Origin of the sequence: Methylocystis sp. H62 (assembly GCF_015709515.1) — a bacterium.
Taxonomy (GTDB): Bacteria; Pseudomonadota; Alphaproteobacteria; order Rhizobiales; family Beijerinckiaceae; genus Methylocystis.
The window spans coordinates 539,751-552,603 of the sequence record NZ_JADNQZ010000059.1; the positions used below are offsets into that span (position 1 = coordinate 539,751).

The window sequence follows — 12,853 nt, forward strand, 5'->3', positions numbered from 1 at the left end:
TTTGGCCCTTGTAGCAAAAATGCGCGACGCGCGCCCAGGGGAAGTCGAAATGAACTCTGTCAGCCTAGGCCTTCGCGAGCAAGCATTCATCGGCGGGCTTTGGGTCGGCGCCGACAGCGGCGTAACCTTCGCCGTCAACAACCCGGCGACGGGCGCGGTCCTCGGCCACGTTCCCGACATGGGCGCAGCCGAAACCCGCCGGGCGATCGAGTCTTGTGAGTTGGCGCTGCCAAGCTGGCGCGATCGCGCCGCCAAGGAGCGCGCGCATATCATGCGCCGATGGTTCGAGCTGATTATGGCCGATCAGGAGCGGCTGGCGCGCATCATCACTGCGGAAATGGGCAAGCCGCTCTCAGAGGCGCGCGGCGAGATCGCCTACGCCGCGAGCTTCATTGAGTGGTTTGCGGAAGAGGGCCGGCGCATTTACGGCGACGTCATCCCGGGTCCGACCGATCGTCGCCTGCTCGTCTTCAAACAGGCGATCGGCGTCACCGCGGCGATCACGCCGTGGAATTTCCCCTCCGCCATGTTCGCGCGCAAGGTCGGCGCGGCGCTCGGCGCCGGCTGCACGATGGTGGTGAAGCCCGCTGAGCTGACGCCGTTCTCCGCGCTGGCGCTGGCGGAGCTTGCCGAGCGCGCCGGCGTGCCTTCCGGCGTTATCAATGTGGTCACGGCGAAAGACCCTGCGCCGGTCGGGCTCGAATTCACGCAAAATCCGCTCGTGCGCAAGCTGACCTTCACCGGCTCGACCGAGGTCGGCAGAATTCTGCTGCGGCAGGCGGCCGAGAATATTCAGAAATGCTCGATGGAGCTTGGCGGCAATGCGCCGCTCATCGTGTTCGAAGACGCTGATGTCGATCGCGCCATCGAGGGCGCCGTCGCCACGAAATATCGCAACAGCGGTCAGACCTGCGTGTCGGCGAACCGCATCCTCGTGCATGCGTCGATCATCGACGCCTTCGCCGAAAAACTCGCGGCGGCGGCTGGCGCGTTAAAGGTCGGCGAAGGCACGGAGGACGGCGTCGCCATCGGTCCGCTGATCGAAGCAGCGGCGGTCGAAAAGGTCGAGCGTCACGTCGCGGACGCCGTCGCCCGCGGCGCGAAGGTTCTCACCGGCGGCGCCCGCCACGCGCTCGGCGGTTCTTTCTTTCAGCCGACCGTGCTCGCGAATGTGCCGGCTGACGCGCTTATCTTCAACGAGGAGACCTTCGGTCCCGTCGCGCCGCTGATTTCCTTTGAAAGCGAGGCTGAAGCTGTTCGTCTCGCCAACGCCACGCCTTACGGTCTCGCCGCTTACTTCTACAGTCGCGACGTCGCCCGCGTCATCCGCGTCGCCGAGCAGTTGGAATTCGGCATGGTGGGCGTCAATGAGACGCTGATCTCGACCGAAGCGGCGCCATTTGGCGGGGTGAAACATTCGGGCCTTGGCCGCGAAGGATCGCGCTACGGCGTCGATGATTATATCGAGATCAAATATGTCTGCCTCGGCGGACTTTGATCATTCGATCCTGATGCGGCCGTCGACGACGGGCGCAATCGCGCCGGCCTTTTCGATGGCGTCGATGATAACGTTCGTCAGCAGCGGCCCCTCAAGATCCCTGACGAGTGGTCTTCCGTGCGTCAGCGCGACATAGCCGTCCTTGCCGCGGGCGAGGAAGTCGATCGTCGCGAGCTTGTAGAGCTTCGTGTCGTCGAGCGGCTTGCCGCCGACCTCGATTGAAACAAGCCGCGAGCCAGGCACAGCGTCGCGCCGCACGATGATGCGCGCGCCGGAAATCTGGGCGAATCGCCCCGCGTCCTTGCCGACCAGCCAGACGGCGTTTTCCAGCGCCGCGCGCAGATCGGCGCCTGAAAGCTCCAGAGTCACAAGCTGATTGTTGAACGGCAGCTCCTTGGCGATGTCCTTGCGCGTCAGCGTTGTCCCGGCAGCATAGCTGCGGTTGCCGCGAATGCCGCCGCCGTTGATGATGGCGACGTCAGCGGCGGCGGCGGCGCGCATCGTATCGGCGAAAAAGTCGCCGATCGCGGTTTCTTCACTGCGCACGCTCGCCTTTCGGCTGTCGAGCGGCGTCTTTGTGCGCCCGATGTCGACGTCGAGCGCCTTGTCGATCTCGGCTTCATATTGCGCGACGCGTTCTGCAATCGCGGCGTCTGGCGCCACGTCCGCCGTGTCGATGATGCGAAACCTGGGCGACCAGCGCTTGACGCCATCGGCGGCGATCCGCATCTCGACATCGATGGCGACGAGATTGACGCCGTCGGCCTGAGTTTCGCCGATCGCGGCGCGGCCGTCATAGGCGACAAGAAGATTGTGATCATGCCCCGACAGAACGATGTCGATTGGTCCAAGCTTCGCCAGACGCAGATCGTCCTGCCATTCGGAATGGGTGACGACGACGACGAGATCCGCGCCGGCGTCGCGCAGCGCCTGGGCCTCGCGCTTCGCGGTCTCGATCGCGGGGAGAAGTTTCAGGCTTCCGGGACTGGACCGTCGCGCCGCCTCGTCGTCGGTCAGGCCGAAGATGCCGACCTTCACCCCGTCGACATCGATGATCTTGCTGTCGGCAAAGCCGGGGAGGGCGCGGCCGGAGGCGTCGCGTAGATTGGCGGCGAGCAAAGCGAACTTTGCTTCGCCCATGCGCTGGCGAAAGACCGCTTCGCCGAAATCGAACTCGTGATTGCCGGGCGTGAACACGTCAACGCCGATGCGATTGAGGAGCTCGACGATATGCGCGCCCTTGTCGACGCTCGAGGTGAGCGAAGGCGACAGCGTGTCGCCGGCGTGCGCGACGATGATATTCTTCGCCTTCGCGCGTTCGGCTTTCAGCGCGCCGGCGATCCGGGCGAATCCGCCGCGTCCGTCTCTCTCAGCCATTTCGTAGATGTCGCTGAAGACGACGAAAGTGAGAGTGACGACGCGCTCGGCCGCGCGGGCGGAAAGAATCGGGATCCCGAGCGCGACAGCTAAGAAAAGAAGGAAAACGCGCCGATTAACAAACCGCGACATAGGCCAGCCCTGATCCGATTGGAAACGCGCAATCTGCCTTCCCTCGATGACGAGGGCAATACGTTTTGGTGGGAGGCGAAATCGCTCCCCTTGACGGGGAGGGTGGTTCGCGAAGCGAACCGGGTGGGGCGACGTGCGCGGGGGGAAACGTCATCACCCCCACCCGCGCCGCTTCGCGTCGCGACCTCCCCGCAAGGGGGAGGTATGGCCGCTCTTCTCGTCAAGCGCCCCCACCTCTCCCCGCTCTCCGCGGGGAGAGGTGGGGCAAGCGTTGCGCCCATAACAATTTGCGTCCGCTACAAAAAGAAACGGCGCCCGTGGGCGCCGCTTCACATCGTGTCAGGAGACTGAACTTAGTAGTTGTAAGCGCGCTCGCCGTGGTCGGTGATGTCGAGGCCTTCGCGTTCTTGATCGGGCGTCGGCCGCAGTCCGACGATGAGGTCGACGAGCTTGTAGAGGATCGCCGAACCGATGCCGGACCACAGGAGAGTCGCGACGACGGCGATTCCCTGCGCCTTCATCTGCGCCATCATGTCATAGGTTCCGGCGAAGGTTTCCAGATTGGTGTAGTCGGTGATGCCGACGCCGCCAAGATCGGGACTGACCAGAATTCCGGTCGCCAGGGCGCCGGTGATGCCGCCGATGCAGTGCACGCCGAAGACATCGAGCGCGTCGTCGTAGCCCGCCATCTTCTTCACGAAGTCGACGAAGAAGAGGCAGATCGGCGAAACCGCGAGGCCAAGGACGATGGCGCCGACAGGACCGGCGTAGCCGGAGGCCGGCGTCACGGCGACGAGGCCGGCGACCGCGCCGGTGATCAGGCCCAGCATGGACGGTTTGCCCTTCACCAGCCACTCGACGATCATCCAGGAGAGCGCCGCAGCCGCCGTCGCCACCATCGTGTTGACGAAGGCGAGCGCCGTGGTGCCGTTCGCCTCGAGATTCGAGCCGGCGTTAAAGCCGAACCAGCCGACCCACAGCAGCGAGGCGCCGACCATCGACAGGGTCAGCGAATGCGGCGGCAAGGCTTCCTTGCCGTAGCCGATGCGCTTGCCGACGATGATCGCGCCGACGAGACCGGCGATGCCGGCGTTGATGTGCACCACCGTGCCGCCCGCGAAGTCCAGCGCGCCCTTGCCGGCGAGCCAGCCCACGGCGGCGTTGATCTCGTCGATCTTCGCCTGCGCGGCTGCTTTGGCCGCCTCGTCGCCGGCCGCGGCGAGTTGGGTCGCAGCATCAACGAGCGCGTTCGGATCGGCGACGCCCCACACCCAATGCGCGATCGGGAAGTAGATGACCGTCACCCAGAAGGCGACGAACAGCAGCACGGCCGAAAATTTCATGCGCTCGGCGAAGGCGCCGATGATCAGCGCCGGGGTGATCATCGCGAAAGTCATCTGGAAGACGAAATAGGCGTATTCCGGTACGACGTGGCCGGGGGTGAAGGTCGCCGCATTGGAAGCGGCCGTCACGCCCTTGAGAAACAGCTTGTTGAAGCCGCCGATATAGTTGCTGAGCGAACCGCCGTCGCCGAAGGCCAGCGAATAGCCGTAGACCGTCCAGATCACGCCGACCAGCGCGACGATCGCGAAGGTTTGCGACAGGATTGACAGCATGTTCTTGGAGCGCACCAGGCCGCCATAGAACAGCGCCAGGCCCGGGATCGACATCATCAGCACTAAGAGCGCAGACGTCAGCAACCAGGCGGTGTCGCCGGGATTGGGGGTCGGATCGTTCGCGGCGAAGGCCGGAAACGCCAATGATGCCGAAATCGCCGCTCCCGCGATGACCGAAGCGACAGAAGCGCTTCGAGGCGAAGGAAGTTTCATGTTTAAGAGCTCCTGATGTTGCGGGGAGGCGATCAAAGCGCGTCCGTGTCGGTTTCGCCGGTGCGGATGCGGATGGCGCGTTCGAGCGGCGTGACGAAAATCTTTCCGTCGCCGATCTGTCCGGTGCGCGCGGTGTTGGAAATTGCCTGGATCACCTGATCGACGAGGGCGGCGTCGACGGCGACTTCGATTTTTAGCTTTGGCAAGAAACTGATCGCATACTCTGCGCCGCGATAAATTTCCGTATGTCCCTTCTGACGTCCGTAGCCCTTGACCTCAGTCACGGTAAGGCCGTGCACGCCGATGTTGGTCAGCGCGTCGCGGACCTCATCGAGCTTGAACGGCTTGATGATCGCTGTGACGATTTTCATCTGCCAATCCTGTTGGTTATCGACCTCGTTGGCGAGCGTCGCTCGCGTGACGGCGGCGTCTCTTGATTGCAATTCGCGGGAGGACGCCGCCGCGTCGGCGACTTGCCGCTTTCAAATGCCGTGCCAGCCGCGCTGACGGCTGAAATCTACTGACCGGAAGCGTATCTGCTGTGACACCGACTGTGCCGCAGCTTGCAGCATGGTTGGCTATCGCCTTTGCACGCCTCGGCTATGCGCTCGAGGCAGGGGCGGGCCTGGTGCGCCCGTGCGCTTTCGCTTAGGGCGCCGCCGGCCGGTTATGCGCCTAGAAATTACGCAGACTCTGGTATGTTGCCTAAAATATTGGCGGTCTTCAGGATCGCGCCGAGTCGCGCCGGCGCACCAGGCCTTCCTGGCTCACCGAGGCGACGAGGCGTCCCTCGCGGGTGAAGATCTGCCCGCGCGTCAAGGCGCGTGCGCCGCCGGCCCATGGGCTTTGTTGCGCGTAGAGCAGCCATTTGTCGACCCGCAGCGGCTCGTGAATCCACAGGGCATGATCGAGGCTCGCCACCTGAATCTTCGGATCGAAGATCGTAAGCCCGTGAACGAGCAGCGCCGTATTGAGCAGCGTCATATCGGAGAGATAGGCGAGCAGCGCTGTGTGAATGGCGGGGTCGTCTGGGACCGCGCCGCGGACGCGAAACCAGATCATCTGGCCGGCGGCGCGACGTTCGGGAAAAAATACGTCGTCGGGCGCGACGACGCGCATGTCGAGCGCGCTTCGCCGCTTCACCCAGCTCTCGGCCTGTTCCGGAAGGAAGGCCCGAAAACGCTCGACGAGCGCATGCACGTCGTCGAGACTCTCTGGGTCCGGCGCCTCGGGCATGGGGGCGGCGTGCGTAAGGCCTTCTTCTCGCCGCTGAAACGACGCCTCCATTGAAAAGATCGTGTGTCCGCGCTGCGCGGCGTTACAGCGCCGCGTCGTGAAGCTCTTGCCGTCGCGCACGCGTTCGACGGCGAAGTCGATTGGAATCGAGGGATCGCCGGCGAGGACGAAATAGCCGTGCAGTGAATGAACGTGGCGGTCTTTGGGCGCCGTCCGCGTCGCGGCCACGAGCGCCTGAGCCACGGCCTGTCCGCCATAGACCTGACGGCCGGAAGAGGCCGGGCTATGGCCTCGGAAGAGGTCGGGTCCGACCTCCTCGAGATCGAGAAGCGCCAGAAGCTTGGATGGCGCGGTTTCGTCCATCGCGGACGAGCCGGTCAGTCGATCTGGCGCGCCTCTTCGGGCAGCATGATTGGAATGCCGTCCCGAATCGGATAGGCGAGCCGCGCCGAGCGCGAAATAAGCTCCTGGCGCGCGCTGTCATATTCGAGGGTCGTCTTCGTCAGCGGACAGACGAGGATTTCGAGCAGGCGCGGATCAATCCGCGTCGGCTCCGCAGGGGAGTCAAATCTCTCGGCGCCGGAGTCGCGTTCGTCAGTCATGGTCGTCAATTTCCTTCAATGCCACTGCGGCCGGTCGCCGTTTCGTTGCGCGAGATCGAGCTTCGCGAGCGCGATAAGCGTTTCCGCGCGGGTTTTCAGATCGATGGCTTCGATCAGCGCCTGCTTGTCGTTGGCGCCGAAGGGACACATCATCGCGAGCGCGTTGACGAGCGTCTCCGTCGGCGCCGCGTCTATGCTCGCCCAGTCGACTTCAAGTTTCGAACATTCGGCGAAGTTGCGCAACATTGACACCATGCTTTCGCGATCGACCGCGTCGGCGCCGGCGCCCGTCGTCAAATCCTCTATGAATTCGTCATATCCGACCTGACACTGCCGGTATTGCGTTCGAGTTCTAAGCTCCTCGAGCACGCGAAACCGCGCCACGCCGGTGAGGGTGACGAGATAGCGGCCGTCTCCGGTCTCGGCGAGCCGCGTGATCCGTCCGGCGCAGCCGACATCATAGAGCTGCGTCGCTTCGCCGACGGTCTCGTCGCCCGGTAGCGGCTGGATCATGCCGATCAGGCGCGCGCCGGCGATCGCGTCGTCGACCATCGCGAGATAGCGCGGCTCGAAAACATTGAGCGGCAGTTCGCCGCGCGGCAGCAATATGGCGCCCGAAAGCGGGAAGAGCGGCAGAACCCTCGGCAATTCGTCGATGTCGGCGTAGGGACGGTTCAGGCTCATATCGGCGAACGCCTCCCTAGGAGTAGAGCAGCGTGGACAGCCGCCGCCGTGCGTTCACGGCCGCCTTATCCATCGGTCCCCAAGCCTCAAAAAACTGAATGAGCTGCTTTCTTGCCCCATCGTCATTCCAACTACGGTCGCGGCGGATGATTTCAAGCAGCGCATCCGCCGCTTCCTCGCGCAGTCCTTTGGCGTTGAGCGCGAGCGCCAGATCGAAACAGGCCTGCAGGTCGTTAGGATTGCGATTGACGCGATTTCTCAGTTCGTCGAGTTCGCCGAGATCCCGGGCCTGTTGGGCGTTCTGAAGCGCCGCCCCAGCCGCCGCGACGCCGCTGTCGCGGCGTATGGCGTCGGGAAGGGCGTCAAAGAGCGCCCCGGCCTCATCGAAGCGTCCTGAATCGATATAAAGATGCAGCAAGGCGGCGGCGGCATTGGCGTTGGGCGGTTCGTCTCTGGCGAGTTCGCTCAGCAGCGACTCCGCGCCGGCGAGATCGCCCTCCGCGACCATCGCCTGGGCCGCTTCGAGCGCATCGCCCTCGTCCTCGATCGGGCCGATGAGCCGCTCCAGAAAGCCCTTGATTTGACTTTCGGGCAGCGCGCCGACGAAACCATCGATCGGTCGTCCGCGCTGAAACGCCACGACGGCGGGAATCGACTTGACGCCAAGCTGATCGGCGATCAGCGGATCGGCGTCGATATTCATTTTGACCAGCGCGATCTTGCCGCCCGAGGCGGCCACCAGACGCTCGATGACGGGCGCGAGCTGCCGACAAGGGCCGCACCATGGCGCCCAGAAATCGACGAGCACGATCTGCCGCATCGACGCGTCGAGAACGTCGGCGCGGAAACGATCCGTGGTCGTTTCGACCGGCGTCGTCGGCGCGTTAGCCATTCCCGCCGTCTCAACCATGCGCTTCTCCCCCTGTCGTCATCGTCGGCCGTGTGATTTTGAAGGCTTTGCAGCTTGGAGGCGGCTTAGCGCAGCGCCCGGACGAAGGTCAGATAGACCGGATCGCGGCCTTCGGCCATGGCTTTGGCTTCATATTTGGTTCGGGTCCAACCTGACCATGGCGTTCGCCAGTCCTCGGCGCGCTGCGCGCGCCAGCGGAAGGCCGGGTGGGCGCGCAGCCGCGCCAAGGTCCAGGCGGCGTAATCGTCGATGTCCGTCGCAAAGCGCAGCTCCCCGCCCGCATGCATCGCCCGCGCCAGACGGTCGAGATTGTCACGCGCAATGAACCGCCTCTTGCGCTGGCGCCTCTTTGGCCAGGGGTCGGGATAGAAAAGATATATGCGCGACAGGCTATCCTCCGGCAGCCAGTCGAGCACATCAGCGGCGTCGCCTTGATGCAGGCGGATATTCGTCAGTCCACGCTCGTCGATCCGGGCGAGGAGCTTCGCCATGCCGTTGAGGAAAGGCTCGCAGCCGATGAATTCAACCTCGGGGCTGTCGCTCGCCGCCGCAATCAGATGCTCGCCGCCGCCAAAGCCGATCTCGAGGCGCCGTTCGCGGGCCGTAGCCGCCGGCGGCTGCGCAAGGTCGAGCGACAGACGCGGCAAGAGCTCGTCGATCAGCGTCGCCTGACGCTTTCGGAGCGCCTTGCCTTTCGAGCGGCCATAGAGACGGGCGTGAGCGCCGCGTTGCTGGGAGGTCTCGCTCATAAGCGCTAATGGGCCGCGATCATTCGAACATCGCTCTGTTCCTAGCGCCGGCTTGCGCCCACGCCACGAACAGAGCCATCGCGCGACGGGAATTTCCCCGCGGCGGCGTTCGCGTTCCGAGCCGCTCGCCGATCCGGCCGAACTTACGCGAAATGCGACTTCAGCTGGTCGACGAGATCGGTCTTCTCCCAGGAGAAGCCGCCGTCCGCATCGGGCGTCCGGCCGAAATGGCCGTAGGCGGAGGTGCGGGCATAAATCGGCCGATTGAGCTGAAGATGCTCGCGAATGCCGCGCGGCGAGAGGCGAATGAGCTGCGGCAGCAGCTCTTCGACTTTCTCCTCGCACACATGGCCGGTGCCATGCAGATCGACATAGATCGACAGCGGCTCGGCGACGCCGATCGCGTAGGACAGCTGCAGCGTGCAACGGTCGGCGAGTCCGGCCGCGACGACGTTCTTGGCGAGATAGCGGGCGGCGTAAGCGGCCGAGCGATCAACCTTGGTCGGATCCTTGCCGGAGAACGCGCCGCCGCCGTGCGGCGCAGCGCCGCCATAAGTGTCGACGATGATCTTGCGGCCGGTGAGGCCGGCGTCGCCGTCGGGGCCGCCAATGTAGAATTTCCCGGTCGGATTGACGTGCCAGACGGTCGTGTTGGTGATCCAGCCGTCGGGCAGCGCGTCGCGAATATAGGGCTCGGCGATGCTGCGAATGTCGGCGGGCGACAGCGTCTCGTCGACGTGCTGATGCGACAGCACGATCTGCGTCGCCTCGACGGGCTTGCCGTCGGCGTAGCGCACCGTGACCTGGCTCTTGGCGTCGGGACCGAGGCCTTTTTCCTTGCCGCTATGGCGCGCTTGGGCGAGCAGCTCCAGAATCTTATGCGAATAATAGATCGGCGCCGGCATCAGTTCGGGCGTTTCGCGCACGGCGTAGCCGAACATGATTCCCTGGTCGCCCGCGCCTTCGTCCTTGTTGCCGGCGGCGTCAACGCCCTGCGCAATGTCGACGGACTGCTCATGCAGCAGCACTTCCACATTGGCGGTGTTCCAGTGGAATCCGCGCTGCTCGTAGCCGATGGCGCGAATCGCGCCGCGCGTGATCTCGATGATGCGATCGAAGGGAACATGCGGCCCGCGCACTTCTCCGGCGATGACCACGCGGTTTGTCGTCGCGAGAGTCTCCGCCGCGACGCGAATGGCGTAGGGGTCGATGCCCGCCTTTGGGCCTTCACGGAAGAACTCGTCAACGATTTCGTCTGAAATACGGTCGCAAACCTTGTCCGGATGGCCTTCGGAAACGGACTCGCTCGTGAAAAGATAATTTTTCCGGGTCACTTCCAAATCTCCGATGGCTTTGAGGAAGAGTTGAATAACTGCGGAGCAGGGGGAGTCATCTGCCAGCGCCCGTTCGGTGCGTCAAGCCGAAAAGGCCAAATCGTTCGTTTTGGAGAACGAGATTTTCTCACTCCGGCGCGGGCTCCGACTGCTCAGCGAGCGTCGTCACCAGATCGAGCACGCGCTTTCGCACCTTCGGATCGCGGATGCGAGCGAAGGCGCGATTGAGATGCAGGCCTTCCGTCGTCGACAAAAAATCCACGACATATTGCGACGAAGACTCCTCAGCGAATCCGCCGGGCGGCGCGGGCGCGCCGCTCGTTGGCGCGCCTTCGAAGAAAAAGGATGGCGGCACGTTCAAAGTCTTCGAAATCTGCTGCAGGCGGCTCGCGCCGATACGATTGGCGCCCTTCTCGTATTTCTGGACTTGCTGAAAAGTGAGTCCGAGCGCGTCTCCAAGCTTCTCCTGGCTCATTTTCATGAGAATACGCTGCATCCGAACGCGGCTGCCGACGTGAAGATCGATCGGGTCTGGCGCCTTCTTCAACGTTACCGCCTCCTGCTCAGTTGTAGCCGACTTGTCGTTGGGCGCGCAAGCTACATCGCAGGTAGGTGCATGAATTTCAAGAATATTTCAGTTAAGCGCGGTCAAGCGTCGATCTTCCCGGCAAGGACAGTCTACATTTCCCGGCCTACCCGATAGCTGCGCGGCCCGTGGAACCGCAAAAAATGCAAGGTTCATGGATCGAGGAAAGCGCTCGGCCGGCATGTAAGCGGCGTGTTTTCGCCGCGGGCGGATCATCCAACGCTCGACGAAGCGGGCGCGACTTTATCGCCGGCGCCCGGCGACGCCGAGCAAGGCCATGGCCGTCGCGAGGGCGAGGAGCGCCGGGAACGCCAGCGCGCCGTAAGCGGCGAAGACGGTGGGCGCCGCCTCCCTCGGCAGACGCCCGTCGATGAGGCCTTCTTCGCCGAGCGGCAGCGACTGAAGGATGCGTCCGTAGGCGTCGATGATCGCCGAAACGCCGGTATTGGCGACGCGGATCATTGGCAGCCCTTCTTCGATCGCGCGTAGGCGCGCCTGGGCCAGATGCTGATAGGGGCCGGTCGTGCGGCCGAACCATCCGTCATTGGTGACGTTGAGGAACAGAAGGGGGCGATCAGCGGCGTCGCGCCGGATCGTCTCGCCCGAGAAAATCGCTTCGTAGCAGATGAGCGGCGCGACCGGCGGGAGACCGGGCGCGGCGAGAAGGCGCGGACCCGCGCCGCGGTCCCATATGCCCGGAACGAGGTGATTGATTCCAAGCGGCCGCAGCAGGTCTTCGAGCGGCAGATATTCTCCGAAGGGGACGAGATGCACCTTGTCGTAAAAGGCGACGATCGACTCTCCCTTGAGCGCCTCGATCGAATTGAAGATCTTGCCCGGCCGTCCGTCGCCATCGCTTTCGGCCCGCGCCGCGCCGGTCAAAAGAACGCCGCCCTTGAGCGCGCGGGCGATCGCCGCGAGCGCCTCGGGGTGGCGTGAAATGACATAAGGAAACGCCGATTCCGGCCAGACGAGATGGGTGACTTCGGCAAGGCCGGACGGCCGCGCGTTTGTCGAGCGTTCCGAGAGGTCGAGATAGTGACGCAAGATTTTCGCGCCATTCTCGGGGCGAAATTTCGCATCCTGCGGGAGATTGGGCTGCATCAGGCGCAACGACACGCCGTCGACATATTCCGTCTTATTGGCGCCCAGCCGAAACACGCCATAGGCGAACATCAGCATGGCGAGCGCCGCCGCGGCGAACATCGTCCCGCCGATGCGGCGGGCGCCGAGCGGCGCGCGATCCATCAGCGTCGCAGGCGCGGCGAAAATCACGATCGCGATGATGTCGAGCCCGTGCAGGCCGACGAGAGAGGCCGTTTGCGCCATTGGCCCGGCGCTTGTGAGCGCCATGCCGAAATCGTTCCAGGGAAAGCCCGTGAACAGATGCCCGCGCAGCCACTCCGCGGCGCCCAGTCCCGCGGCCAGCGCGAAGACGCGGGCGCCGCCGGGCGACCACAAGAGGCGCGCGAGCGCGAAACCCGCGGCGGGAAAGAGCGCAAGAACCGCCGGCAAGCCGAATACGGCGAGCGGCAGCGCCCAGGCGAATTGGTCGGCTTCAACGAGCATCGCGGCGCCCATCCACCAGAGGCCCGCGACGAAATAGCCGAAGCCCAGCCACCAGCCGGCGCCCGCCGCCGAGAGTATTGGCGCAAGGGCGAAGCGCGGCGCGTCCTTGCCGTCCGCCACGCCGTCGATGAGCCAGACGGCGACGGTGAGCGGGACGAACATGGCCGGGATAACGTCGAAAGGCGCGAGGGCGAGAGCGCCGGCCGCGCCGGCGCAGAACGCGATCGCGCGGCGCGTCCAGCCGCGGGCGAGGAGAATGCGCTGCAAAAGAGTCGGCGCCGACGTGCGCGGGCTGGCGATTTCGGCAATCTGCGCCATCGATCCTCGAAGCGCCGCGAATCGGCAGG

12 protein-coding genes are annotated in these 12,853 nt (G+C 64.4%); 1 reads left to right on the top strand and 11 read right to left on the bottom strand.

Features of this window, described 5'->3' with window-relative positions; genetic code table 11:
* Positions 1-49 precede the first annotated feature (49 nt).
* The gene (locus tag IYY11_RS21985; protein WP_196405833.1) at positions 50-1,498 is read left to right on the top strand and encodes an NAD-dependent succinate-semialdehyde dehydrogenase; all 1,449 of its coding nucleotides are present in this window, start codon (positions 50-52) and stop codon (positions 1,496-1,498) included.
* Here IYY11_RS21985 and IYY11_RS21990 read toward each other — a convergent pair whose 3' ends face one another.
* The 11 genes from IYY11_RS21990 to lnt all read right to left on the bottom strand — a co-directional run bounded on the left by IYY11_RS21990 (position 1,499) and on the right by lnt (position 12,824).
* A complete protein-coding gene (locus IYY11_RS21990; protein WP_196405834.1) occupies positions 1,499-3,007 on the bottom strand; it encodes a bifunctional UDP-sugar hydrolase/5'-nucleotidase in 1,509 nt (502 codons plus the stop codon).
* A gap of 353 nt (positions 3,008-3,360) precedes the next feature.
* Positions 3,361-4,836: an ammonium transporter gene (locus tag IYY11_RS21995; protein WP_196405835.1), complete on the bottom strand. Its 1,476-nt coding sequence runs from the start codon at positions 4,834-4,836 to the stop codon at positions 3,361-3,363.
* A gap of 32 nt (positions 4,837-4,868) precedes the next feature.
* Complete coding sequence (locus IYY11_RS22000; RefSeq protein WP_029649519.1) at positions 4,869-5,207, bottom strand: P-II family nitrogen regulator; 339 nt, start codon at positions 5,205-5,207, stop codon at positions 4,869-4,871.
* Positions 5,208-5,559: 352 nt separating this feature from the next.
* Positions 5,560-6,435 (bottom strand): acyl-CoA thioesterase II, encoded by an 876-nt coding sequence (locus IYY11_RS22005; RefSeq protein WP_196405836.1) that lies wholly within the window; start codon positions 6,433-6,435, stop codon positions 5,560-5,562.
* Between the two features lie 14 nt (positions 6,436-6,449).
* Entirely contained in the window at positions 6,450-6,674 is a 225-nt protein-coding gene (locus tag IYY11_RS22010) for a Trm112 family protein (RefSeq protein ID WP_014890397.1), read from the bottom strand.
* Between the two features lie 15 nt (positions 6,675-6,689).
* Entirely contained in the window at positions 6,690-7,358 is a 669-nt protein-coding gene (locus IYY11_RS22015; RefSeq protein ID WP_196405837.1) for an LON peptidase substrate-binding domain-containing protein, read from the bottom strand.
* 16 nt (positions 7,359-7,374) lie between these two features.
* A complete protein-coding gene (locus IYY11_RS22020) occupies positions 7,375-8,268 on the bottom strand; it encodes a co-chaperone YbbN (protein WP_246720152.1) in 894 nt (297 codons plus the stop codon).
* Between the two features lie 65 nt (positions 8,269-8,333).
* Positions 8,334-9,017, bottom strand: coding sequence for a tRNA (guanosine(46)-N7)-methyltransferase TrmB (gene trmB / locus IYY11_RS22025; RefSeq protein ID WP_196405838.1), 684 nt, complete (start codon positions 9,015-9,017; stop codon positions 8,334-8,336).
* A gap of 143 nt (positions 9,018-9,160) precedes the next feature.
* Positions 9,161-10,351: a methionine adenosyltransferase gene (gene metK, locus IYY11_RS22030; RefSeq protein WP_196400745.1), complete on the bottom strand. Its 1,191-nt coding sequence runs from the start codon at positions 10,349-10,351 to the stop codon at positions 9,161-9,163.
* Positions 10,352-10,478: 127 nt separating this feature from the next.
* On the bottom strand, positions 10,479-10,847 hold the full coding sequence (locus tag IYY11_RS22035) for a helix-turn-helix domain-containing protein (protein WP_196405927.1): 369 nt from the start codon (positions 10,845-10,847) through the stop codon (positions 10,479-10,481).
* A 333-nt stretch (positions 10,848-11,180) separates the two neighbouring features.
* Entirely contained in the window at positions 11,181-12,824 is a 1,644-nt protein-coding gene (gene lnt / locus IYY11_RS22040) for an apolipoprotein N-acyltransferase (protein WP_196405839.1), read from the bottom strand.
* Positions 12,825-12,853 lie beyond the last annotated feature (29 nt).

Coding starts and splice junctions, on each gene's coding strand:
- IYY11_RS22000 (WP_029649519.1), bottom strand. CDS start 5,207: ATGAAAATCGTCACAGCGATCATCAAGCCGTTCAAGCTCGATGAGGTC.
- IYY11_RS22005 (WP_196405836.1), bottom strand. CDS start 6,435: ATGGACGAAACCGCGCCATCCAAGCTTCTGGCGCTTCTCGATCTCGAG.
- IYY11_RS22010 (WP_014890397.1), bottom strand. CDS start 6,674: ATGACTGACGAACGCGACTCCGGCGCCGAGAGATTTGACTCCCCTGCG.
- IYY11_RS21985 (WP_196405833.1), top strand. CDS start 50: ATGAACTCTGTCAGCCTAGGCCTTCGCGAGCAAGCATTCATCGGCGGG.
- trmB (WP_196405838.1), bottom strand. CDS start 9,017: ATGAGCGAGACCTCCCAGCAACGCGGCGCTCACGCCCGTCTCTATGGC.
- IYY11_RS22020 (WP_246720152.1), bottom strand. CDS start 8,268: ATGGTTGAGACGGCGGGAATGGCTAACGCGCCGACGACGCCGGTCGAA.
- IYY11_RS21990 (WP_196405834.1), bottom strand. CDS start 3,007: ATGTCGCGGTTTGTTAATCGGCGCGTTTTCCTTCTTTTCTTAGCTGTC.
- IYY11_RS22035 (WP_196405927.1), bottom strand. CDS start 10,847: ATGCAGCGTATTCTCATGAAAATGAGCCAGGAGAAGCTTGGAGACGCG.
- IYY11_RS22015 (WP_196405837.1), bottom strand. CDS start 7,358: ATGAGCCTGAACCGTCCCTACGCCGACATCGACGAATTGCCGAGGGTT.
- IYY11_RS21995 (WP_196405835.1), bottom strand. CDS start 4,836: ATGAAACTTCCTTCGCCTCGAAGCGCTTCTGTCGCTTCGGTCATCGCG.
- lnt (WP_196405839.1), bottom strand. CDS start 12,824: ATGGCGCAGATTGCCGAAATCGCCAGCCCGCGCACGTCGGCGCCGACT.